The organism is Glaciecola sp. HA4-3, from assembly GCF_055693685.1.
Window position 1 is genome coordinate 1308451 of the sequence record NZ_CM146340.1, and the last position, 24698, is coordinate 1333148.

Consider the following 24698-nt stretch of genomic DNA (forward strand, 5'->3'; position numbering starts at 1 on the left):
GTTGTTATTAACAATCATTACAAAAAAGAGAGTTCACTGTGAATGAAATTACATATGGTTTATTGGCCCTTTTACCCATAGCACTCACCGGAGTGCTGTTGATTGGTTTGCAATGGTCTGCAAAAAAAGCAATGCCTATCGTGCTAGCCGTTACGGCGCTTATGGGGGTGTTGGTTTGGGATATGTCATTTAATCGAGTATTGGCCTCTGGACTGCAGGGTTTAGTCATAACAGCCTCTGTACTTTGGATTGTATTTGGCGCGATTTTTTTGCTAAATACACTAAAGCATACCGGCGCAATCAAAGTAATTCGCAATGGGTTTACACAAGTTTCACCAGATCGCAGAATTCAAGCGATCATCATTGCGTGGTGTTTTGGTACTTTTATTGAAGGCGCGTCAGGTTTTGGCACACCCGCAGCGATTGCAGCGCCGTTAATGGTCGCAATTGGATTTCCAGCAATGGCCGCTGTGCTTATGGGTATGATGATTCAAAGTACACCAGTAAGTTTCGGTGCGGTTGGTACACCTATTGTTATTGGAGTAAATAAAGGCTTAGATACAACTGCAATCACAGCACAGCTTGCAGCTCAAGGTTGGGAATGGGAAGCCTTTTTGCAACTTATTACCTCTCAAGTTGCTTTAATACATGCTGCAGTGGGCACCTTTATGCCTTTATTCATGGTTGTTATGTTGACGCGGTTTTTTGGCCGCAACAAAAGTTGGGCTGAAGGCTTTGCATGCGCTCCTTTTGCGATATTTGCTGGCTTGGCGTTTACCATTCCCTACGCGCTTACCGGTGTGTTTTTAGGGCCTGAATTTCCATCATTAATGGGTGGCCTTAGTTAGTATGGCAATTGTGGTTACCGCAGCAAAATATGGTTTCTTGATTCCTAAAAAATCTTGGGATTTTGCACCTGCAAGTGAATGGCCTGCTTCGTGGTTAGGAAAACTAACGGTGAGTGATGAAACGCAAGAGAACGAAGACAAAACTCAGGCGTCTATGTCGCCAATTACGGCATGGGTGCCTTATTTGTTAGTGGCAGTCTTGCTAGTATGTTCTCGTGTATTTGTTGAATTTAAAAGTATATTACAAGGTGTAAAAATCCCGTTTGACAACATACTGGGAGAGCAGGGTATTAGCGGGGCATTCCAACCATTGTATTTGCCAGGCATGGTATATTAATCGTGTGTGCGTTAATAGCTGCTTTTGTTCAAACACAAACATCGTCAGGCGCGTTGAAAAAAGCCTTCACTGATTCCAGTAAGACAATCTTAGGGGCTGGATTTGTGTTGATATTTACAATACCAATGGTCAGAATTTTTATTAATTCTGGTGTTAACCTATCTGACATACCGAGTATGCCTGTGGCTAGTGCAGAGCTGTTTGCAAGTGTACTTGGCTCGGCTTTTCCAATGGTAAGCGCAATGATAGGAGCACTGGGTGCTTTCATCGCTGGTTCAAACACTGTATCAAATATGATGTTTAGTCAATTTCAGTTTGAAGCTGCTATGACGCTTAGTATTAGCCCAGCAATTGTCATTGCTGCTCAAGCAGTAGGCGCAGCCGCTGGTAATATGATAGCTATTCATAATGTGGTTGCAGCATCTGCTACTGTAGGACTTTTAGGGCAAGAGGGAGCCACGCTTAGAAAAACAATACTACCGACTATTTATTATGTATTGGCCACCGGTGTTATCGTAATGTTAGCGATTTATGTATTTGGTATCAGTGGTCCATTAGGGTAGTTAGCGAGTTAATTTTAAAAGGACATTCTTATGAACGACGCAGTATTACGTAACAGCATAGACTCACAAGACAGTTTAAAAGCATCTAAAGATAGTTTATGTGAATGGGATATGTCCTTTTCTACCGGCATCAAACAAGCCGTTGACGATAACAAGGTATTAAGCAATGAAAAGATTTTGGATGCTTTTACATCAATTTTACTAGCCAAAAATGTTAGTGCTGACCCTACTAAAAACAAGCACTATCGCACAGGCTGGCGCTCTGGCGGCGGTAGCGCTTTAGCGGTTGTGTTTCCTCAAGATGTGATCCAGTTATGGGAGTGTTTAAAAATAGCGGTTGCCAATAATCTTATTATTGTCATGCAAGCAGCTAATACTGGGCTAACGGAAGGTTCTACTCCCAATGGCAATAATTATGATCGGCCGGTTGTGGTCATCAATACATTGGCATTGGACGATTTGCATTTAATCAATCGTGGACATCAAGCAATTAGTCTACTAGGCGCGACTTTGCATCATCTAGAGAGTGAATTAGCAAAGATTAATCGCTCACCTCATTCTGTTATAGGGTCTTCATGTTTAGGTGCTTCTATTGTTGGCGGAATTGCCAATAACTCTGGCGGTGCCTTGGTAAAACGTGGGCCTGCTTACACTGAACTATCTCTTTATGCTGCGATTAATCAAGAAGGTGAATTGATTTTGGTAAATCATTTAGGTCTTCAATTAGGTAACAGTGCAGATGAAGTGATACGAAGACTAGCCAAGCATGACTTCGATAAAAATAATTTAACGCAAGGGCAAAGGCAAGCAAGCGATCATCAATATAAAGAGCGCATTAAAGATATTGATGCCGACACCCCCAGTCGTTTTAATGCGGATCCACGCAGGTTGTACGAGGCGAGTGGCTGTGCAGGAAAGCTGGCAATATTTGCAGTAAGAGTTGACACGCACCCCGTTGCAAAAACGGAACAAAGTTTTTATATCGGCACCAATAATCCTGATGAGTTATATCATTTAAGAAGAGAATTGCTTAGTAAACTTGATGACTTACCAGAAGTAGGTGAATACATGCATCGCGATATATTTGATGTTGCTAATAAGTTTGGTAAAGATACTTTTTTAAGTGTCAAATACCTTGGTACTAAACGCCTACCTAGACTGTTTGCAATAAAGGGAAGGCTTGACGCCTTGCTTAATAAGGTTACTTGGCTGCCTAATTATTTAAGTGATAGGTTTATGCAGTGGGCTAGTGTTTTTTTCCCACGTCATTTACCCGCAAGAATGCTTGATTACCGAGAGCGCTTTGAGCATCACTTAGTGTTAAAGCTCTGCGATGATAGCATTGCTCCTGGTCGTGAGATTATTCAACAGCTTTTTGAAAAATCAAGTGAAGGTGCATTTTTTGAATGTGAACCTAATGAAGCTAAAAGTGCATATCTGCATCGCTTTGCTGCAGCGGGCGCAGCAATCCGTTATCAGACTATGCATGAAAAACGAGTTGGCGATATATTAGCGCTGGATATTGCGCTAAAGCGCAATGAACAAGATTGGGTTGAGTCTTTTACGCACGAGATTGAACAGCACATTGATAAAAAACTTTATTATGGCCACTTTTTTTGTCACGTATTTCATCAAGACTATATTTTGAAAAAAGGTGCTAATGCGCATGACGTTAAAAAGCTAATGTTGGCACAATTAGATAAACGAGGTGCAAAATACCCAGCAGAGCATAATGTTGGACATTTATACAAGGCTGAAGATCCACTAAAAGAATTTTACCAAACGCTTGATCCAACAAATAGTTTTAACCCTGGAGTTGGCCAAATGGATAAAACAAAGCGTAATTGTAATTGCTGCTTATGATCAAACTGATGACAAAATAAACAGAAATCTATATACTCGCGCAAGATTTTATAGCACTTGAGCGAAGACTTTCAGGCTCGTGATTTGTGTCGACAAGAGCGATAAAACATCTATTCAAAGACAAGTCTTTGATAAAGTTATGTTTATAATATAGGTCTTGTTCATTGCACTGTTTTTATTCACACATCTTATTGGCCAACGAAAAACACAAAGGACCAATGGTCAAGTATAGACAAACTCTATTTAGTGCGATTTTGTTTTCATTCGCGTTTCAATGCCTTTTTTTCTCCTTTAATGTGTTTGCACAAGCTCCTCAAATTTCATCTCCGCACTTATATTACCTTGACACAAGTATCGGGCTTGACCAAAACACGATTAATGACATTGCAGTGGATGATGAAGGGTTTATTTGGGTCGGTACCAATGAAGGCTTAAATCGCTTTGATGGCGTTAATGTGGTAGACGTGCAAGCAAAAAACAATGCGCTACACAATAACGCTATATTGCGAATTTTTAAACATTCTTCGGGCAAACTCATATTAAGTACTTCTAGTATAGGCACTGTGTTTTTTGATAAAACAACGACAGAAGTGACTCCCATTATTCAAGAGCCAATGTTAGACAGTGATGAGTTTCTAACGTGGGCGGTAGACGTTGCAGAATTAGCTAATCAAGACCTGTTGGTGGCAACCAATGACCGTGTTTATTTATATTCGTATAGTGAAAATCGCTACGTAAGCTTATATAGCATTAGCCCTGAACAATATATGCAAGGTGAGGGCATAAGAGCCTTAACACACTACAAGGATGTTGTTTTGGTGGGCACCACTTATGGTTTATTAGGCGTAGACATCAAAGGTGAATTCGCGCCGCAACTTATATACTCGGGCGAACACACTGATGGATATGATGCTGGCAATGTTAAAAAGCTTGTTTCTTTTGATTCTAAAACGCTTTTAGTTGGCACCGTGCAAGGACTTTATAAGTTTAGTTTTGAAGATATTTATCAATATGTTGTTAGTAACAAAGGGCAGGTAGCGTTTGTTACTATTAATGCTAAACGCAATATATGGGATTTGGTACAAAGCGATGATAAGACCACATATGCTGCAACAGACATAGGTTTGTTTGCTATCTCGGATGGCTTCGAAAATATGACGTTTTTATTTGAGGCGAAGAAGAATTTTGAGGTTTTATCAAATAAAAATATGTATAACTTGGCCTTGGACCGTAATCAAAATTTGTGGTTCGGCACGCGTTTTAGTGGCGCGATGAAATGGTCTCCAAACAGCCAAGATTTTCTCAACATCTATAACTCTTTACTTGACACAAAAAAGCCGCTAACAGACAACATCATTTGGTCGTTATATCAGCACACAGATGATAATTTATATATCGGCACTGGTAACGGCATTACCACATATGATTTGTACACATCTACAAGTCAATATTACAAACCTAGTAGTAATATTACTACTGATTATAGTGAATCTGAAATCTTTGAAATAAGCTACTTCAACGAACAGCAATTGTTGATTAATACAGGGGATGGACTTCGTTTATTTGATATCGATTTACAAGCATATGTCCCCTTTGAGGCACGTTTTAGTAGAGTTCTCGATTTTTTAGAGCAATATGTATACTCTTTTTTAGTTGATAGTCGCAATCGACTTTGGCTGATTCACGAATCCGAACTAGTCGTAATTGATCTCAACACTTTAGATTATGAACGCATCGACCCTAGTGAGTCGGGGCTAGCGATGACTCAAATCTATAGCTTTTTGGGCGAGGATCCTGTTAGCAACAGCATTACACTTGGGGTATCTGCAGGTTTATGGACGATCGACCTTGATTCTTTTAAATTAACTGAGCGGCATTCAATTCTATCTGAAGGTGCCGCTAAGACTGATTTCCCCAATCAATTTATCAGAGATAATCAAGGTCAAATATGGTTAAGTTATCATGGCTTTGGCGTTTATCAATTAAATGGTGATACATTTGGTCTACTTGCAAAGTTTTCGGCTGATAATATCCTGCCAACTAACCGTATTTATGACATGTATATTGATAACTACAATCACATGTGGTTTTCTTCTCATTCAGGCCTTCATGTTTTTGATATAGATGCAGCACAAGTATCAAGCTTTAATGTCGAATCTGGTCTTGCATCTAACGAATTTAATGCAGGTGCATTTACACATCTATCTGATGGGCGTTTAGCCTATGGTTCTAACCTTGGTTTTACCATATTTGACAAAGGTGATTTACGCCAACAAATTTCAAATGAAAACCAAGAGGTGACGATTACCCGAATCAACCTCGCTAGCCGCAAGTTAGATTTACCTCTAACTAGCCTTAATGGACAAACAATAGAGCTTAATCACAATGATGTTGGTCTGAGCATTGGCTTTGCAATTGTTGGAAATGTTTCTCCGTCTCTTTCTCATTATGCTTATAGGCTTGTGGAAGGTCGCAGTGTTATTACCTATCCAAATATCAGTAGTGATACGATAGTTATCCCATCACTTGCACCTTGGTAATTATACCCTTGAGTTATTTAATGCTAATTCAGCAGAGCCCTCGCAGGCCAGCATCCGCATTAACGTAGCTTATCCGCCTTTTTCTCTCCTAAGGCATGGTCGGTATACGCAATCATCGTATTCATTTTACTGCTGATGTTTTATATACGACGCAAAAATATTAAGGCGATGGTTTCTGCTGCTAACGCACAAGTAAATGAATATAATAATCGTCTTACGCAGGCCTTAGAGGCTAGTAACTCAAATATATGGGAGTGGGATTCAAACACTAAACAAATACGTTGCGAACGCGTGCGTACAGAATTAAATTACGCCTCTAGCGATGATAGTATCGATTTTGAGGATTACGTTAATTACATTGTGCCAGAGGATAGAACTGCGTTTTTATCTCAATGGCGTAAATTTATCAATGAGCAGCAATCTTACTTTGATGTGACTTATCGTTTAATTAATGCACAAAACAAGTCATTTTGGTTCCGAGATATTGGCAGCATATCTAAAACGAGCGCAGGTATTATTGAAGTAAAGGGAACATATTCTAACATCACCGAAACAATGGCGATGCAAGAAAAATACAAGCCCTTTGGCAATGCCTTTCAGCAGACAAGAGATTTGGTACTAATTTTTGATAAGCAACAACAATTGATTGCGACTAACCCATCTACTCATACCGCGTTTGGGCTGCCAGCAGATAGTAGCACCGAGGCCATGTCACAGAAGCTTTTTGAGGAATATAAAACCTTATTTGTAAGGGCAAAGAAACGATTAAATAATTTGCGTTTAAATGAAAGTACTAAAATGGAACTTAATATTCCATTACAAGGCCGTGATAAAACATTTTTGATTGATATGAAAGCGGTTAATAGTGATATCAAAAGCAATGACATAGAGAACTATTTAATTGTTGCAACAGATGTCTCAGCGCAAAAAACTGCCCAAGATAAACTTCAAAAACTCGCGAATTATGACTTGTTAACGGGATTGATTAATCGAAGCCTTCTTTTAGAAAGACTGAAGCACTCCATCAATTATTCAAAAAGACATCAAAAAATGCTGGCGATATTATTTATTGATTTAGATCGCTTTAAGCCAATAAATGACACTTTTGGGCATACTGCGGGTGATAAAGTGCTTGTTGAAATAGCAAGGCGCTTAACGTCGCAATTTCGAGAGCAAGATAGTGTCGCTAGACTTGGTGGCGATGAATTTGTCGTTGTTCTAGAAGAGGTAAATGATCTGCATGATGTTAATATCAAAGTAACAGAGTTGTTGGAAGTACTTGATCAAGAAATTCATGTTGGAGAACAAAATGTTAGCGTGTCAGCAAGTATTGGGATTGCAATTTATCCTGAAGATGCGCACAGCGCAGAGTTGTTAATTCGTAACGCAGATATTGCCATGTACAGTGCAAAACAAAACGGCAAAAATCATTATCAACACTTTACACTTTCTATGAATGAAGAAGTACAAAGTAACACGATCATGCAAAATAAAGTCAAAAAAGCAGCGACTGACAAGCTGTTTTTTAACCATTATCAAGCGATAATTGATGCTCAAAGTGGGTTTGCTGTTGGATATGAGTTGCTTCTTAGATGGAAAGATGAAAATCAATGGGTTTCTCCTGATAGGTTTATCCCTATCGCTGAACAAATAGGCTGTATCGTTGATATCACTATGCAAGCGATAGACAGAGCGATAGAAGATCTTGCTCAATGGTACAAAGCTGGGTTTTCAGGCTATGTTGCTGTTAATTTGTCAGCAAAGCATTTTTCACAACGCCCTAATTTTGAATATATATTGTCTAGCCTTAAACGCCATAAACTGCCAAGTGCTTGTTTACAGTTTGAGATAACAGAGGGATTGTTGATTGAAAAAAACAGTAATGCAATTGAATACATGCACGAGATGAGACAACTAGGTTTCAAGATATCGCTCGATGATTTTGGAACAGGCTATTCGTCCTTATCTTATTTAAGAGACTTTCCGCTTGATGTATTAAAGATTGACCGACAATTTATCTCAGATGTTACCCTTGACGAAGGGACAGAATATATTGTTCGTTCGACGCTTATGATGGCTAATTTGCTAGAGCTTAAGAGTGTTGCCGAAGGTGTTGAAACACAAGAGCAACTAGAATATTTACAATCAGTCGATTGTAAATTAGTGCAAGGGCGTTTATTTTCTATGGCCTTAGATGCTGAGTCAGTCACAGACATTCTCTTTACTAACTGGTTCGATAAGACAAGCTCGCCTGATCAAGCTAGGGCTAATATATCTAGTATTCAAAATAAGCAGCAAAACCAAGATGTTAAGACTATTAGCTCAATCAAGCCTTCGAAATAAGTTTACTCTTCTACTCCAGATACATCGGTTTTTATTGATATAAACACTAAAAAAAATAGTTATTTTCTTTGACCGATAAGGCATTATTATGCGTATGTAATTTAAATGTAAAAATAATGAAAATTTTGGGAAGCTTATGCCTTTAGATAATGCCGCTGCAGTTAATGCTGAAAACACACCTACATCAGCTGAAACACAATCCGTTATTTCACCATTAACCAAGCTATATGAATGGGAGAAAAGTCATGCAAATACAACATACATGACACAGCCTCGCCCAGATGGTGCGCAGACATTTACATGGCATGAAACAATGCAGTTAGCGAGAAAAGTGGCCGCTAGACTAAAAAGTTATGGATATCCAAAAGGTACTCGAATAGCTATTTTTGCCAAAAATTCCGCCGAATGGATTATTGCAGATATCGGTATTATGATGGCAGGCTACGTATCGGTACCTATTTTTGCTACAGCCGGAAAAGAAACGATCGAATACGTACTAGGGCATGCAGAAGCGCCGCTTATATTTATTGGGAAATTAGATGATGACAAATCCATCAATGAAGCAAATACTGATGACTTAGTCACGGTGTCGTTTCCTTATCCTAATATTGAGGCGAAGGTAGCTTGGGAAGACTTTATTGATATAGAGCCTATGCAAGAAAGCCCTGTTTACGATATGAATGAAATAATGACAATTATATATACATCAGGCAGTACTGGGCAGCCAAAGGGTGTAGTTCATACGTATAATACAATTTCTTGGGCGGCAGGAAATTCCTTAGATGCCTTAACTGTCGACAAAGACGACCGTATAATGAGTTACTTGCCGTTAGCGCACATCACTGAGCGAGTACTTGTTGAACTTGCTAGTTTCTATTCTGGTATGACATTACACTTTGTTGAGTCACTTGATACCTTTACGCGAGACGTCAAATCATGTCAGCCTACATTGTTTATTTCAGTGCCTCGTTTATGGACTAAATTCCAAATGGGCGTGCTAGCAAAACTACCACAAAAGAAATTAAGCTTTTTATTAAGTATTCCTTTTGTTGGTAAAAAAGTAGCGGCAAAAATTAGGGGCGAAATGGGCTTAGGTGCGGCGCGCTTATGGGCGTCAGGTTCTGCGCCTTTAGCACCTGCAACTATTACTTGGTTTAGCAAAATAGGGATAAACATCTCTGAAGGATGGGGGATGACCGAAAATTCTGCATATGGTACAAGCAGCGTACCGTTTAGGCCTGAAAAAATTGGGTCTATTGGTCGAGCCTATGATGGTGTAGATATACGAATAGCAGATGATGGCGAAATACAAGTGTTAGGCCCATGCAATATGATTGGCTACTATAAAGATCAAGAGAAAACATCAGGCGTATTTACTAATGATGGTTACTTACGAACAGGCGATAAAGGCCGAATTGATGACGAAGGATATGTATATATTACTGGGCGTTTAAAAGACATCTTTAAAACAGAAAAGGGTAAGTATGTTACACCAGCGCCCATTGAAGCTAAAATAATGGAAAACTCAATTGTCGAGCAAGTGTGTGTAACTGGTACAGGTTTACCTCAACCAATAGCATTATTAGTCTTGTCTGAAGAAGCCCGCATGCATTCTAAAGAGGCGGTAACTGAATCACTTCAACAAACCTTAGATTCAGTTAATAGTGGTCTTGAAAGTCATCAAAGGCTCGATAGAATCGTCGTGTTCAAAGAGGAATGGTCAATTGAAAATGACTTATTAACGCCCACTTTAAAAGTTAAACGTCATGTGATCGAAGAGAAGTTTAACGATATTATTTTGGCCTCTTATAGCGATAAAATTGTCTGGCAAGCCTAACTAATATTGTCGTAACAGGTAAAAACCTATGAATTTGTTTCATAGGTTTTTTTGTTTATCAATATCTACGTATCACTGGTTATAACTATCGAAGATAATTAATTGTTAGGCTTTGAAAAATGATGTTTATTTTAAAAATTTAAATAATACGTTTGAACAATGATAAGGAAAATAGATGCTATTGAAACTTGGGATTATTGTATTACTGGTAATAACGTCTTTTTCCACATATTCACAACTTGTTGTTATTGTGCATCCAAATAATGCAAGCGAGTTCACCTAGGAAAGTATTCAACGTATATTTTTAGGTAAAGAAAGCAAATTCTCAGATGGGAACGAATCCATTCCGATTAATTTGCCACTTAATACAGTAGAACGAGTCATATTTGATGAACAAATCTTAGGTCGTAATTCTCACTATATCTCGTCATATTGGTCCAAGCTGGTTTTTACGGGGCGTGGAATTCCGCCCAAACAACTCAATAGCCCTGAAGATGTTATAGCGTTGGTCGCTAAGAACCAAAGCGCTATCGCGTATATTGATATTTCGCTGGTTAATGAAAGTGTTAAGATTGTAAAGTTTTAAGTTTATTTACTCATTTTAAAAAATTAAAGTCTCATATTAATGCCGTTTAACTAGCAATCGCTGCACATTCCTTATAAAGTCTTTATGTAGGATATACCTTCATATTCATCTCTAAATAATACGTCAAACGGAGTTTGTATTGCTGTTTATTTACCCATCAAATAAACTTGAAGACTTGTCTGTGTTAGCTGCATCTGTGATTCAGAACACACAAAATAACGTACTAACTACGACCACTTTGATTGTACCAAATCCGGGTATGCAACACTGGTTAAGCCTTTCATTGGCGCAGCACACTGGTATATCGATGAATATGTCATGCCCAATGCCAACAAGGTTTATATGGGATATATGCCGAAAGATATTAGGCGAAGAAAAAGTACCTCGTAAAAGCCCATTTAATAGAGAACTTATGCAATGGTCTATTTTAGAATGCTTAGAAGCAGAGGATTTTTCAACGGCGTGCTATACAAACATCAAAGGGGAAAAAAGCTACCTTGAAAAGACTATATGTCATTATTGGTTACCAGCGAAGTCATCTAAACAGCTATACCAAAAGAAACTAGCATTTGCTCAGCAACTTGCCGATGTGTTTGAGCAATATATTGTTTTTCGACCTGATTGGTTAGATAAGTGGGAAAACCACGAGTTGGTCCATTTTGAGCAATCAATTGCGCTAACGAAGCAGGAATGGCAAGCTTGGTTTTGGCGTAAATTACTCAGTATTCATAACGTTCAACCCAATACTTTGCAAAACGACGCGCTAGAAGCACTTGATAGGAATTCATGCAAGTTATTGCCTGAAAATATTTATCTTTTCGGTATTAATACCATCTCGCAGAGCTATTTATCTTTTTTTAATGCATTGTCGAAACATATCAATGTGCACTTCTTTCAATTAAACCCTAGTGTCAATTATTGGGGCGATGCAAAGACTGACATTAGCCTAGCAAAAGAAAATCGACGCAAAGCGTATATGCGCTCAATTGACGAAGAGACATTGCACCCTTTATTGCGTAACCTTGGTACTCAAGGAAGAGACCTTGTAAATCTATGCAGTATGCTAGAACATCACGAAATAGCTTCTTTTGATATTCCTGCGCGTGATAATGACGCTCAAGCTAATCTACTACATCAAATACAAGATGATATTTTATTAGGTCAAATAACGCCTATTGAGATAAATTCAGATGATAGTGTGAGTGTGCATGCTTGCCACTCGCCTGTTAGAGAGTTACAAGTTCTCAAAGATAGTATATTGCATCAGTTCTCTAAGGACCCGTCATTGCAAGCCAAAGACGTATTGGTAATGTGTCCGAGTATTGAAGTCTATTCACCCTTTATCAAAGCAATATTTTGTGAATCGCATGATCCAAGATTAAATATTCCCGTGTCAATAAGCGACAGGCGTCCGACAGATTCAGAGCCACTTTTGGTGGGCTTTATGAAGCTATTATCACTAAATAAAAGTCGTTTTGGGGTAAACGAAATACTTGAATACATTGCTTTGCCAGCAGTTGCACAGCATTATTGTTTGAGTGAAAAAGAGCTCGAATTATGCTCATATTGGTTAATGAAAGCGCATGTCGTATGGGGAGTCGATGAAACACATATCGCCAAAACGATCGGTAGCCAACAAGCAGACAATATCCATGCTTGGTCTTGGGGAATCAATAGACTATTAAACGGCATTATCTGTGCTCGTGAGGATTTAACGGTGATAGGCGATGCAGTTGTTAACCTATTGGAGGGACAAGACACTGTTGCCATAGGAAAGCTTCTGCATTGTCTAGAGGATATTGAACATACGCTTACCCAGATGCATCAAGTACGATATTTGGGGCAATGGTCTGATTTTTTCTTGGCTACATTTTACGAACGTTTTTCACCCAAACAAGAAGATACGCTTGCTCAGTCGTTAATCATTAATGCTATTGCGAGTCTTAAGGAAAATGCAGATTTATCAAAATTCACTCAAAAGGTTACTATTGATGTTTCGTATGATGCACTTAAGCAGCTGATCAGCATCCCAGAAACTCGCTCGCAATTTCATGCAGGCAACGTCACTTTTTGCTCGATGTTACCAATGCGTAGCATTCCATTTAAAGTCATTGCTATTTTGGGGTTAAATCAAAGCGATTTTCCACGTCAAGATATCCCTTTTGAAGTAAACCTGATGGCGGATAGCGCACCAAGAATTGCCGACCGTTCTAGAAGGGGGGATGATCGTTATTTGTTTTTAGAGTCAATTTTATCCGCCAGACAACATTTACACTTAAGTTACCAATACAGAAAAGTGAAGGATAACTCTCTAAGACAAGCCTCATTGGTGTTAAGCATGTTGCTGGATTATTGCAAAAGCGCTTACTCAGAAAATAGTATTGAGGTGTTTGAGCATACCCTTCATCCGTTCAGTGCGCAAAACTTTATGCGTAATGCACATACGCAACAAAGTTATGATCAAGCATGGATGTATCATGCGTTGCGACTGCAAGATACTCAAAAGCAACTTATCTCATCTGATTACGAGACAAATTTAGCAGATGAACATATAAGTTTATCGACTAAAGAAATTGCCGCATTTTTGAAAAATTCACTAGCGTATTTTGCCAATAAGAAATTGGATTTGTATTTTGATGGGCCTGATGCACGGGGTTTTAAAATACCTTACAAAGTCTCTGGTTTAGACGAATATGCGATAAAATCAAACTTTATCAAGACAATTTTGCAACATGAACACGATAATAGTAAAGACCACTTAAATGAACTTAGTGAACATTGGTTGTCTAGTGGTGCTCTGCCTCAAATAGTAGGAATTGAGAATACGCTTAATAAATTCCAACAACAATCGACAGTATTATCTGAGTATAAAGCACAATATGGTGCGACTCTAAAGTTGTCATCTTCGCTAAAGTTACTAGAGTCAAATATCGAATATCAATTTGAATACATTAATGACGTAGGGATTGTCGAGATAAAGCTTAACCCTAATAAACCTGAGCTACGCCACTTTATACTTCATTGGATTCATTATTTAATTCTGTTACATAGTCAACAAAGCAATCAAACAAACTTATCTTTGCAAATATTGTATGTTGAAAATAATGACAAAGGAAATGACGGTTTTGTGCTAAAACTCGCAAAATACACATTGGCCGAGGGTATTAAGCCCTTTGATGCCTTGGTGGACATCTTTGAGGTATTTACTGATGGAGGTAAAAAACCATTGATTCTTGATGAAGGGATCAGCAAAGAAATGATGAAGTTCCAAAGTCCCGATGACGCGTTCAAAGATAAAAATATTCACTTATTTTGGAAAGAGGCAGCCGATGAAAAACCCTTTAAGCTAAACTTGCCACACAATCTACCCAACCCTTATTTTAATTATTTTTATACGCAAATGCCGCCACTAACATATGAGAATGTAGAGCCTTATTTTAAGGTGTTTTCTTGTATACATAGTCACAAAGCGACGGTACTTGAAAAGTTTGAGGTAAATAACGTAGATATAGTTCAACGTGAAACCACTCAGCATAAGGGGGAATAAACATGACCATTTCATCACGTATTCTTGACCCACTTGCACTGCGCTTATCAGGAAGGCATCTAATAGAAGCCAGCGCTGGTACCGGAAAAACGTATAATATCACTCGCTTATATGCGCGCTTGCTGTTAGAGAAAAAGTGTTCTGTAAAGCAGATCCTTGTTATGACATATACAGATGCGGCGACTGAAGAAATAAAGCAGCGTATTGCTCTTTTTATCGATGAACTGCTAGCTCGCTGGGATAAAGCACCATGTGAGTTTTCTATAAGGATGCAAAGTGTTGTTGACAAAGCACAAGGACGAGCAATTCTTGAATTAGCTAGGCTTGAGTTAGATATGTCTTCAATCTATACCATTCATGGTTTTTGCCAACATATCCTTACTCGTTATGGCTTAAGTATGCAATCTATGCCAGATACTCAGCTATTGACTGACTTTTCACTCGTCCATCAAGAGTGTGTGTCTGATTGCCTAAGGAAACTAAGAAGTGAGCCCGCAAAATTAGCATTGTTGCAGTCAAGGTCATGGCATGACCCTTCTGCCTTTATCAACGAGTTTGGCAGCTTACTGGGAAAAAATGTGACACTTACCCAAGTCACGCCTGAAGAATTAGTGCACGACTCAGTTCACTATGTTGATGCGCTATGGCTTGATTTAAAACCTCAACGAACAATGCTGTTAGATGCTTTGTCTAAACATGCAGACTTTGTGTATTTATCATTAGCGCTTACTGCTAAGAATCAGCAAAAAATAGACGAACTTATCAATATTCTGAAAATCTGGTTGACTCAAGAGTCACTATTTGACAATCAATTGTGTCAGTACTCAGATCTAGATAAAACCTCGCCAAGCGAATGGTTTGTGGCATGGATAAACAAAGAAGTAGGAAATGAGTTTTTTCAACACAAATCCCTTTCTGCATTGTTAGGGCCTAAGAAACTCGAAAAAATCAAAACGTTGGCAAATATCGATGATGGCCATCCCCTAATTGCTTCGACAAAAAGCATTGTTAGTGTACTTAAGAAGCATTTGTTAGACCCTTCGTTTAAAATCAAATGCACAACAAGATTAGAGGCGCTACCTGTATATCAAGTTTTAGCTGAAGTTATTGTGGATGTTAATGAAAGGCTAGAGCAATACAAAATCGACCGAAGACTCATTGGCTACGACGATTTAATTAATAAAGTGGCAAAGGCTTTAGACAAAGAAGAAAGTTTAGCGCAAGTTCTTCGTGAACAATTCCCTTATGCAATGGTGGATGAATTTCAAGACACAGACGCCGATCAGTTTAGCATTTTAAATCATATTTATAAGTCTTCGACCAGCCAAGCTGTGGACTCATTGCAGACAATGCTGGTGATGATAGGGGACCCAAAGCAGGCCATCTATTCATTTCGCGGTGGTGATATATTCACTTATTTGAATGCAAAGTCACAGGTAGATTTTCTGTGGGATATGGATGTTAACTATCGTTCAAGGCCAAATATGGTTGATGCATACAACCGTGTTTTTTGGGGAAGAGCACTTAGTGAAACTTCCTACAATTTGTTTGACTTTGATATTGACTACACAAAGGTTTCGACCCCCACTTCAAATGACTTATCGCCAGCTTTGATTGACCCGCAATTTAACAACAGTTTGCATTTCATCTGCGATGCTAATCAAGAACGCATTAGTGATAACCAGCAAACAATAGATATTTTGAATTGGTGCGCACATGAGATTAAGCGACTAATTTGTGATACCTATATCGTTTGTGAAGGTACACATACGCCAATACAAAACCAAGATATTGCAATACTTGTTAGAACTGGGTTTCAAGCCAAACAAGTAAAAAGAGTACTTGATGAACACGGCCTATCGTCTGTTTATTTGAGTGAAAAATCCCCTTTATTTGCTTCCAAAGAAGCGACGTATATTTATTATCTTTTACAAGCGATTTTGCAAGGTAGTAAGTCAAAGGTAAGGCAAGCATTGAGCACAGGCTTGCTCTATCAAGAAGATGGCTTGTCGATAGCTGATTTATTAAAAAATGAGCAGCATAGTGCTTGGGAACGGGTTTATGCTCGCCTGCACAGTCTAAAAAACCTCTGGTATTCTCAAGGTGTTTTCGCATTGATACAGTCATGCGTATATCGTCTCAATTTACCAAACAATCAACTTGAAAGGGCGCTAACTAATTACATGCACCTTGCTGAAATACTAGCTCAACGCTCTGTGGTATTAAATTCTCAATTGCAATTAGTTGTTTGGTTGGCCGAGCAAATAAATTCGCCAGAAAAAGAAGATGATTATCAACTGCGACTGGAAAGTGATCAAAAATTGATAAAAGTTGTGACGCAACACAAAGCAAAAGGTTTAGAGTATCCCATTGTGTTTGTGCCATTTGCCAATCAAAAAAGTAGCCGATTAAATCAACATCTTTATCAATATCATGATGATTCACACCAAGTCGTTTACCAATTAGGCCAAACCCATAAAGTCCAAAATTTAGCAGAGCGTGAAAGCATGGCAGAAGACATTCGTCTTTTATATGTATCAATGACTAGGCCTATTTACCGGCTATACTTAGGCATGATTAACGCCGAAAAGCAAACAGATGTTGCTTTGCATAAATGTTTGGGCATTCAAGGAAGTGGCAATATTCAGCATTTAATCAAAGAAGCACTTAGTGACATTGGCGACAAAATTGATATCAGCTCAAGTCAATCGTTGATGCCAATAAAAAGAATGCCTCAAAGCATTGAAAAACTAGCGCTGGATAATATTCAATTTACTGCAAACATTAGCAAACAATGGCAAGTAAGTTCTTACAGTCAACTGCAAAGGCAGTTGGTAAATCCGATGGATGTAGAGCCTGCAAAGCCAATTGAATTTACAATTAGGCATGATTTGCATACCCGGGACAATGAAGAAAATGACCACATGTATGAAGCAATCAATCAGCATACAACAAGCGATGAACTGCCATTTGCGTTTATATTTCCTAAAGGCCCACAAGCAGGGAATTTTTTGCATGACTTACTAGAAAACATAGTATTTTCTCGTCCTAGGATAGCTGAAGCCCTCAAGTCGCTCGCTCCTGTTGTGCCAAATCTTGATTTGTCTAAGCATCAGCCATTTGTGGCTTGGTTAGATCAAATACTAGCATGTCCTCTAAGCAATAGTATTGACGAATCGGATGACTTGAGTCTATCTCGTTTAGATGAAGCGTCAGTGCTTAAAGAGGCGGAATTTTATTTCCCAATCGAAGCATTATGTTTATCTAAAATGGCGCGTGTTTTAAACGATTATCGTAAAGCTTATGTTAGCCGTTATGCAATTGATAATGTTCCAGAGGTATCTTTTACTCACGCTAATTTAAAAGGGGCGATGCACGGTTTTATTGACTTAATATTTGAGTACAAAGGCAAGTTTTATGTGTGCGATTATAAATCAAATTACTTAGGTAGCGACTATGAAGATTACCAAAGTACAAAAATTGCCAGTGACATCCTTAAGCATGATTATGACTTACAATATCTAATATATTGTGTCGCGCTGAAAAGATATCTGAAAAACAGAATAAAGGACTTCACATATGAAAAGCACTTTGGCGGTGTTGTGTACCTTTACCTTAGGGGCATGAAAGAAAATAGCACTGACAATGGTGTATTTTTTGAAAAAGTGGACGAAACCATTCTTAACCGTTTAGATGAGCTGACAAGTGCCTCGGTTGTGCTTGATAAAGGTGTTCTATGAGTCTTTTTAGTGAAAGTGAAACACCGATATATACTAGCGCTAAGGGGTGTCTTGAGGCTCTAGAAGGCATTGAAGCAATAGACTATTTTTTAGCCAAGCAACTTTTCTTTCATTATGTACAAAATATAGATAAACCCAGCATTCTTTTATCTCAACATGACAAAAGTCAACTTTTTCATGTGTTTTTGGCCTTAGCGTATGCTCAACGAAAAGGAAATGTCTGTCTTTGGGTCGAAGGCTTAAATCAAACGCGACTATGGAACGAAGGACATGAGTACAATGCAAATTATAAACGTGGCTTTCAGTTTGACTCATTTAACAAACTAAATGAGTTGATATCAGTTTGTATAAATGCGTCTTGTGACCTGAAGTTTTTATGCTTTGAAAATGGCTTGTTGTACAGCAGGCGATATCACACATACGAAACAAACTTATGTTCATTTATTCAAGCTAAGATTCAGCCCAATGTATTGAGTCGCAATGCATCATTAATTAGTGCAAAACTATCAAAGTTAAAGCAGTTTGCTTTGACACTGTTTCCTACATTAAATGAGGTCAGTAAACATGACGATGACCAACTGATAGCAGCTATTAATATTTTATTTGATGATTTTAGTATTTTGACTGGCGGCGCGGGAACAGGCAAAACATATACAATTACTCGCATAATTCTTTTGTCTGCGTTTGTGTTTGATTTGACACCTAATGATATTGCGTTGTTCGCACCCACGGGAAAGGCAGCTAATAGAATGCAAACATCCTTTCAAAAAGAGTTAGTCTCAATAATGACGCACACAACAGACGGTTTTCTTCAATCTTTTTGTCAGGGCTTTACCTCCCTTGAAGCAAGGACACTGCATAGTGGATTGAATATAAACCCTAAGACTCACGAAAATATTGCTGACCGTGGCCAAAACGTGTCGGCAAGCTTGGTGATTATTGATGAGTCATCAATGATTGATATCAGTATGATGAGTAACTTAATAAAGTCTTTGATGATAAACGCAAAGTTACTGCTAGTAGGGGATGCTAATCAATTACCATCAGTAGAAAGCGGCAGTGTGCTGGCTGACTTGGTCGATTTAGAAAACAACGAAAGGTCAAAACTTAAGCGCCGACGTATATTGGAACTCATGGCGCAGGATGATGAAGAAAAGGAACAAAAAACGACTGCAGATATCAATGAACCAAAAGAGAGGGTACATTTACATTCTATAGCAAATAGCGTGTCCATTTATCGTTTATCTAAGTCAATTAGAAGCCAAGATCACATCAAGGTTCTTGCGCAAGCGGTATTGCAAGAGAGTCTTGATACGTGCGATCGAGCATTTATTAACCCTAATGTTAGCTTAATCAATCAGTTTCCAAATGCGAAAAATGAGTCGATTCATTTTTGGCAAGCAATTGAACAAAATATCGATTATTTTGGTGGTTTTGAACTTGCAAAGTCTCCTGAGGAGGCGTTTGCTCAGCTTCAATGCTTTTCAATATTAACGCCTTTGCGGCAAGGTGAATTTGGCAGCGACAGCGTTAATAACCATATCTATCATCAAATAAAGCGTAAAAGACAAGCAAATCCACAAAGTGCTTTTGCCACGCCGATTATGATTTTAGAGAATGATTACCAGCAAAAACTATTCAATGGTGACATGGGAATACTTTGGTATAAAAACCTTGGAGATAGCTCACCAGTTGCTTATTTTCATCATCAAACTGAACAAAACTTGCGCATGATCCCATTTTTTGCCTTACCAAGAATGACTTACGCCTATGCAATGACGGTGCATAAAACACAGGGAAGCGAATTTGACGAACTTTCATTTATTATCTCGCCAAGTGCATCAAAATTTGTCACCAAAGCACTACTTTATACTGGGATTACGCGAGCCAAGAAAGGCTTGAGCATATATGCGCGAAAGCAAGATTTCGTTAATGCAATTAATACAAAAACTAAACGTATTAGCGGAATAAAACACGCTTTTTGATATTAACTGTGTTTACCCTTGTTTAGGTATGGATTGGGCTAAACATTCGCTAAAGATAAATAACTCTTTAGATTGATTCATGTCATCGCAGACACTTTTGATGACAATAGGCGTGTTGACAACGATTTGATTTTGATAAGTTGAAATAAATGAACTTGCTTCTAAATAATGATTCTTAGCCGTAATACAAGCAAATTTGTGAACATCGATAAAATTTACCCATCCCAAGATATAACCAAGGTAGTAATGTATTTCCTATTTCTTCTAGCACCTCATCTTTAATAGTAACGGATGAACCAAAAATTGGCCTATCACTAAGGCCAATTGTGCTCTTATCGTCAACGACAAGTTTTAGCTCATCACTAACTTTTGGTTTTAGCCTGATGACATTGCTATGAGAAGTGGGCATATATTGAGCTCGCATTAGTAAGCATAGTGCTTAAAAGCGCTATTTTGATATTAATATGCCTAATAGTAGTAGAGTTTCAAATTATTGACCTGACTTAGATCAAGCTTTTTGGATTCATTTATGTTCGTTTATCTGTGAATCTACGAAGTGTTTTAGTATGCTTGAAACAATCACTTTTTATGGAAACAAAAATGACCAATGTAAATAAGCGCATATTTTACCAATTTGTTGTATTTTTTATGGTAGTGAGTGTCTCTAAATTTGGCTGGGCTAAGGTTGACGATGATCAAATTTTTGAAGGCTTTATTAGTTTTAAATACAGCCAAGAGGAAGATGCAATCTATTTGGAATTAGATGACTCACAGTTTGATTCCCCCTTTATTTTTCAAACGAGTTTACCTCAAGGCATTGGTTCAAATGACATCGGTTTAGATAGAGGTCAGCTTGGTGATACACGCTTGGTACAATTTGAACGTTTTGGCAATAAAGTATTACTTCGAGAGCTAAATACAAAATTCAGAGCCAATACATTAAACACTGCTGAACGAAAAAGTATTGACGAAGCATTTGCCGATTCAATTATTGCTGGATTTACAATAAGTGATGAGAAGCAGGGGAAGGTCACGTTTGACTATACGCACTTTTTACAAACAGATGTGCATGGGATAGCTCAAAGACTCGATAGAACAGGGCAAGGTTCATATACACTTGATAATACTAGAAGTGGTATTTATCTTCCAAGAAGCAAAGCATTCGAAAATAATACCGAGCTAGAGACACTAGTTACATTTTCTGGTCAACCTACCGGCGCCTATATAAATGATGTGTCGCCTGACGCGAAAAGCGTGACGGTACATTTACATCATTCATTTATTCGCTTACCAGACGATAATTATGAGCCACGTGCGTTTCATCCGTATTCTGGATTTTGGAAGCATAGTTATTTTGACTATTCGGTGCCAATCGATCAAAACATGGAGCAAAAATACATACCTAGACATCGATTGCATAAAAAAGACCCAAATGCGGCACAAAGCGAAGCACTTAAACCCATTGTGTATTACTTAGACCCAGGTATTCCTGAGCCTGTCTTAAGTGCCTTAAGAGATGGTGCCATGTGGTGGAATCAGGCATTTGAAGCAGCAGGGTATCTTAATGCTTTTCAAGTGAAAGTATTACCTGAAGATGCCGATCCAATGGATGTGAATTATAATGTAATTCAATGGGTTCATCGAGCGACAAGAGGTTGGTCATATGGTACTTCTGTTGTTGACCCTAGAACAGGCGAAATCATAAAGGGTCACGTTACTTTGGGCAGTTTGCGTGTGCGACAAGATTTCTTAATTGCTAATGCTTTTACTTCCCCGTTTGATTCACAAACAAACGATACAAGCGAAGAACTGCAACTTGCCTTAAATCGAATTAAACAGCTATCTGCACATGAAGTTGGCCATACACTTGGAATTGCACATAATTTTGCTGCCAGTGAAAATGATCGCGCTTCTGTCATGGATTACCCACACCCTTTTATCCAATTGAAAAATGGAAAGATAGATTTAAGTGAAGCTTATGATGACAAAATCGGAATATGGGACAAATACGTTGTTGAATATGGTTATCAAGACTTTCCCGATGATGTAAATGAAACTGAGGCTTTGTTGAGCCTTGTGAATCAAACGAAAACCAGTGGTTTGTTATACAAATCAGATCCTGACGCAAGAGTTGCCAGCAGAGCGTCTGCTGACGGGCATTTATGGGATAACGGAAGTGACCCGGTTGCCGAGTTTGAACGCATGAGTCAAGTACGGGCGTTCTCTTTAGCTAGGTTTGGTAGAGCGAGTCTGCCAGAAGGTGAGTATTACTCTGATTTGGAGCGTCGTCTTGTGCCGCTTTATTATTCACATCGTTACCAACTTGATGCGCTTGTAAAACAGATTTCGGGGGTGACATACCGTTATGCGGTAGAAAGTGATTTAGAATTGGCTGAAGTTGGGATGGTCTCACCATCACAACAGCAAAGAGCTTTAGAGTTAATGATTCAAAGTGCGTCGAGTGAGTATTTGCGAATCCCATCAGAAATTCTATCTTTAATTCCACCCAAGGCATATGGTAGCTCGCGCACCAGAGAAAGCATGCCAACAAGAACTGGGATAGCGTTTGACCCAATAACTGCCGCAGAATCTATTTCACATTATAGTCTACGGATTTTACTGACAAGCGAACGTTTAAATCGCCTGCATCAACAACACAGTGATAACCAAGACATACCTTCGGTTAGTCAGGTTGCACAAGACATATTTAAAAACCTAATCCAGATAAATACGACAGATGTGTTAGAACAGCGAATTAAATATGTTGCTTTGTCTGCGTACTTTGACGCTTTAAACGCACCCAATCTAGGTGTGGAGGTGAAAGCAAGTTTGCAGCAGCAGTTGTTGGATTACCAAAAATGGTTAAATAAACATAAAAACAAAGGAAATAACAGTGTCATTTTGCGACATTTATCCCATTACTGGACACACGGTAATTGGCCATTAGAAATGTCAGTTAAACCACTTCCTCCAGGTTCTCCGATATAGAAATAACATAATTGCCGAGTCTACTTGGCTCGGCAATTGTTTTTTATATGACCCTACTATATCTCATTTGGTGAAGTGGGCTTGTAAGATACTGGTCAAAGCTCATGCAGATATTTCTAATCAGTAGCCGTCCCCTAGGAAAAATCTTAATTTTAAAGGGAGTGTCAATCAATAAGTTATCTTCCACAAAAGGAGTTAGTTGCTTCAAAGAGGCACTAAAATACTTGTCAAAATCTATCTGATATTTTGCTGAAAATTGGTGTTTATCCACAAAAAAGTTACACATAAGTTGGTGTATTAATGCCCGATGAATCACATCATCTTTTGATAAACTTACGCCTTTTTCAATAGTCGTTTGATGACTATCGATGGCAGCATAATACTCATTAAGCTTTTTGTAGTTTTGAGAATAAGCGTTTCCAGTATTGCTGATAGATGAGACCCCAAAGCCAAGCAAACAATCTGCCTGATCTGTAGTGTAACCTTGAAAATTTCTGGTGAGTTTTCGGTTTCTTGCTGATTTGCTAAGTTCATCACTATGCTTGGCAAAATGGTCCATGCCAATAAAGTCGTACCCCTTTGATATTAGGTGATTGATGCTATATTGAAATAGCGCAAGTTTGTCTTGCTTACTAGGCATACTATCTAATTTTATTTTACGCTGTGCCGCAAAGAGTTGAGGCATATGTGCATAACTGAATAATGAAATACGGTCGACATCCATCTGTTCAACAGCAGATAAGGTCTCTTCCATAGTTTGTATGGATTGCCCGGGTAAGCCATAAATTAAATCAATATTAATTGACTCAAATCCGACTTGTTTAGCGTCATTGATTAGCTTAATAATAAATTGAGTATCTTGAACTCGATTAATATGAGTCTGTACCGATTGATTGACATCTTGTACTCCAACGCTGAGTCTATTAAAACCCAAGTTTTTAAGTTGCAGAGCATAATCGGGTGGAATTTCCCTAGGGTCAACTTCAATACTTTGTTCTATTTTGTTTGCTAATCTGTAGTGCTGCTTAATAAACAAAAGAATGCTATTAAGTTGTTGATTGCTTAAAAAGCTAGGAGTACCTCCACCAAAGTGAATTTGATTCACCTCAAAGGCAGAAAAATTGGGGGCTTTTTGCGCTATTTCGGTTTTTAGATAGCGAAGATATTTTTCAACTTTGTCCTTGTTACGAGTCACTATTTTATTACAGCCGCAGTAGTAACAAAGTGAGTGGCAAAAAGGAATATGAATGTATAAAGACAGGCTAGACGTTTTGTCTTTTTGCATTTGCGTGATGACATTCTCAACAGATTTTTGAAAATCTTGTTCTGTAAAATTATCGTGGAATGCTACAGCGGTTGGATAAGATGTATAGCGTGGCCCTGCCGAGTTGTATTTTTCTAAAATTCGCTTATCAAAAAATTCACTAGTATGCATGTGAGTTTGCTCATATTTATGTTGAGCGTCATAGTAGATTAAGACTAATGAACGAATATTGATCTATGTTAAGAAAGTGCAAGGTA

General features: G+C 38.4%; 13 protein-coding genes. 11 read left to right on the top strand and 2 right to left on the bottom strand.

Going from position 1 to position 24698, the window contains the following annotated elements:
- Nucleotides 1-38 precede the first annotated feature (38 nt).
- The 10 genes from ACZ1G6_RS06270 to recD all read left to right on the top strand — a co-directional run bounded on the left by ACZ1G6_RS06270 (nucleotide 39) and on the right by recD (nucleotide 20189).
- Nucleotides 39-848, top strand: coding sequence for an L-lactate permease (locus tag ACZ1G6_RS06270; protein WP_472618526.1), 810 nt, complete (start codon nucleotides 39-41; stop codon nucleotides 846-848).
- A 1-nt stretch (nucleotide 849) separates the two neighbouring features.
- Entirely contained in the window at nucleotides 850-1185 is a 336-nt protein-coding gene (locus ACZ1G6_RS06275; protein ID WP_472618527.1) for a hypothetical protein, read from the top strand.
- Nucleotides 1186-1187: 2 nt separating this feature from the next.
- Nucleotides 1188-1748 carry an L-lactate permease gene (locus tag ACZ1G6_RS06280; RefSeq protein WP_472618528.1) on the top strand — a complete coding sequence of 187 codons (561 nt, stop codon included), beginning with the start codon at nucleotides 1188-1190 and terminating at the stop codon, nucleotides 1746-1748.
- 111 nt (nucleotides 1749-1859) lie between these two features.
- The gene (gene dld / locus ACZ1G6_RS06285) at nucleotides 1860-3611 is read left to right on the top strand and encodes a D-lactate dehydrogenase (RefSeq protein WP_472618938.1); all 1752 of its coding nucleotides are present in this window, start codon (nucleotides 1860-1862) and stop codon (nucleotides 3609-3611) included.
- Nucleotides 3612-3829: 218 nt separating this feature from the next.
- Entirely contained in the window at nucleotides 3830-6151 is a 2322-nt protein-coding gene (locus tag ACZ1G6_RS06290; protein WP_472618529.1) for a ligand-binding sensor domain-containing protein, read from the top strand.
- A gap of 168 nt (nucleotides 6152-6319) precedes the next feature.
- Nucleotides 6320-8494, top strand: a complete 2175-nt coding sequence (locus ACZ1G6_RS06295; RefSeq protein WP_472618530.1) for an EAL domain-containing protein — start codon at nucleotides 6320-6322, stop codon at nucleotides 8492-8494.
- 136 nt (nucleotides 8495-8630) lie between these two features.
- Nucleotides 8631-10331 (top strand): AMP-binding protein, encoded by a 1701-nt coding sequence (locus ACZ1G6_RS06300; RefSeq protein ID WP_472618531.1) that lies wholly within the window; start codon nucleotides 8631-8633, stop codon nucleotides 10329-10331.
- A gap of 725 nt (nucleotides 10332-11056) precedes the next feature.
- Nucleotides 11057-14464: an exodeoxyribonuclease V subunit gamma gene (gene recC / locus ACZ1G6_RS06305; protein ID WP_472618532.1), complete on the top strand. Its 3408-nt coding sequence runs from the start codon at nucleotides 11057-11059 to the stop codon at nucleotides 14462-14464.
- Nucleotides 14465-14466: 2 nt separating this feature from the next.
- A complete protein-coding gene (recB, locus tag ACZ1G6_RS06310; RefSeq protein WP_472618533.1) occupies nucleotides 14467-18204 on the top strand; it encodes an exodeoxyribonuclease V subunit beta in 3738 nt (1245 codons plus the stop codon).
- Nucleotides 18201-20189, top strand: a complete 1989-nt coding sequence (gene recD / locus ACZ1G6_RS06315; RefSeq protein ID WP_472618534.1) for an exodeoxyribonuclease V subunit alpha — start codon at nucleotides 18201-18203, stop codon at nucleotides 20187-20189. The genes recB and recD overlap by 4 nt, the downstream gene beginning before the upstream one ends.
- Before the next feature lie 175 nt (nucleotides 20190-20364).
- Here recD and ACZ1G6_RS06320 read toward each other — a convergent pair whose 3' ends face one another.
- Nucleotides 20365-20598: a hypothetical protein gene (locus tag ACZ1G6_RS06320; RefSeq protein ID WP_472618535.1), complete on the bottom strand. Its 234-nt coding sequence runs from the start codon at nucleotides 20596-20598 to the stop codon at nucleotides 20365-20367.
- Between the two features lie 239 nt (nucleotides 20599-20837).
- Between ACZ1G6_RS06320 and ACZ1G6_RS06325 the strand changes: the two genes are divergently transcribed.
- Nucleotides 20838-23177 (top strand): zinc-dependent metalloprotease, encoded by a 2340-nt coding sequence (locus tag ACZ1G6_RS06325; RefSeq protein ID WP_472618939.1) that lies wholly within the window; start codon nucleotides 20838-20840, stop codon nucleotides 23175-23177.
- A 43-nt stretch (nucleotides 23178-23220) separates the two neighbouring features.
- Here the strand turns inward: ACZ1G6_RS06325 and hemN are convergent, their stop codons facing one another.
- Entirely contained in the window at nucleotides 23221-24612 is a 1392-nt protein-coding gene (hemN, locus tag ACZ1G6_RS06330; RefSeq protein ID WP_472618536.1) for an oxygen-independent coproporphyrinogen III oxidase, read from the bottom strand.
- Nucleotides 24613-24698: the final 86 nt, after the last annotated feature.

What these genes read in the sequence shown, in the direction of transcription:
- ACZ1G6_RS06275 (WP_472618527.1), top strand. Translation starts at nt 850, where the DNA reads ATGGCAATTGTGGTTACCGCAGCAAAATATGGTTTCTTGATTCCTAAA.
- dld (WP_472618938.1), top strand. Translation starts at nt 1,860, where the DNA reads ATGTCCTTTTCTACCGGCATCAAACAAGCCGTTGACGATAACAAGGTA.
- ACZ1G6_RS06290 (WP_472618529.1), top strand. Translation starts at nt 3,830, where the DNA reads ATGGTCAAGTATAGACAAACTCTATTTAGTGCGATTTTGTTTTCATTC.
- ACZ1G6_RS06295 (WP_472618530.1), top strand. Translation starts at nt 6,320, where the DNA reads ATGGTTTCTGCTGCTAACGCACAAGTAAATGAATATAATAATCGTCTT.
- ACZ1G6_RS06300 (WP_472618531.1), top strand. Translation starts at nt 8,631, where the DNA reads ATGCCTTTAGATAATGCCGCTGCAGTTAATGCTGAAAACACACCTACA.
- recB (WP_472618533.1), top strand. Translation starts at nt 14,467, where the DNA reads ATGACCATTTCATCACGTATTCTTGACCCACTTGCACTGCGCTTATCA.
- recD (WP_472618534.1), top strand. Translation starts at nt 18,201, where the DNA reads ATGAGTCTTTTTAGTGAAAGTGAAACACCGATATATACTAGCGCTAAG.
- ACZ1G6_RS06320 (WP_472618535.1), bottom strand. Translation starts at nt 20,598, where the DNA reads ATGCCCACTTCTCATAGCAATGTCATCAGGCTAAAACCAAAAGTTAGT.
- ACZ1G6_RS06325 (WP_472618939.1), top strand. Translation starts at nt 20,838, where the DNA reads ATGGTAGTGAGTGTCTCTAAATTTGGCTGGGCTAAGGTTGACGATGAT.
- hemN (WP_472618536.1), bottom strand. Translation starts at nt 24,612, where the DNA reads ATGCATACTAGTGAATTTTTTGATAAGCGAATTTTAGAAAAATACAAC.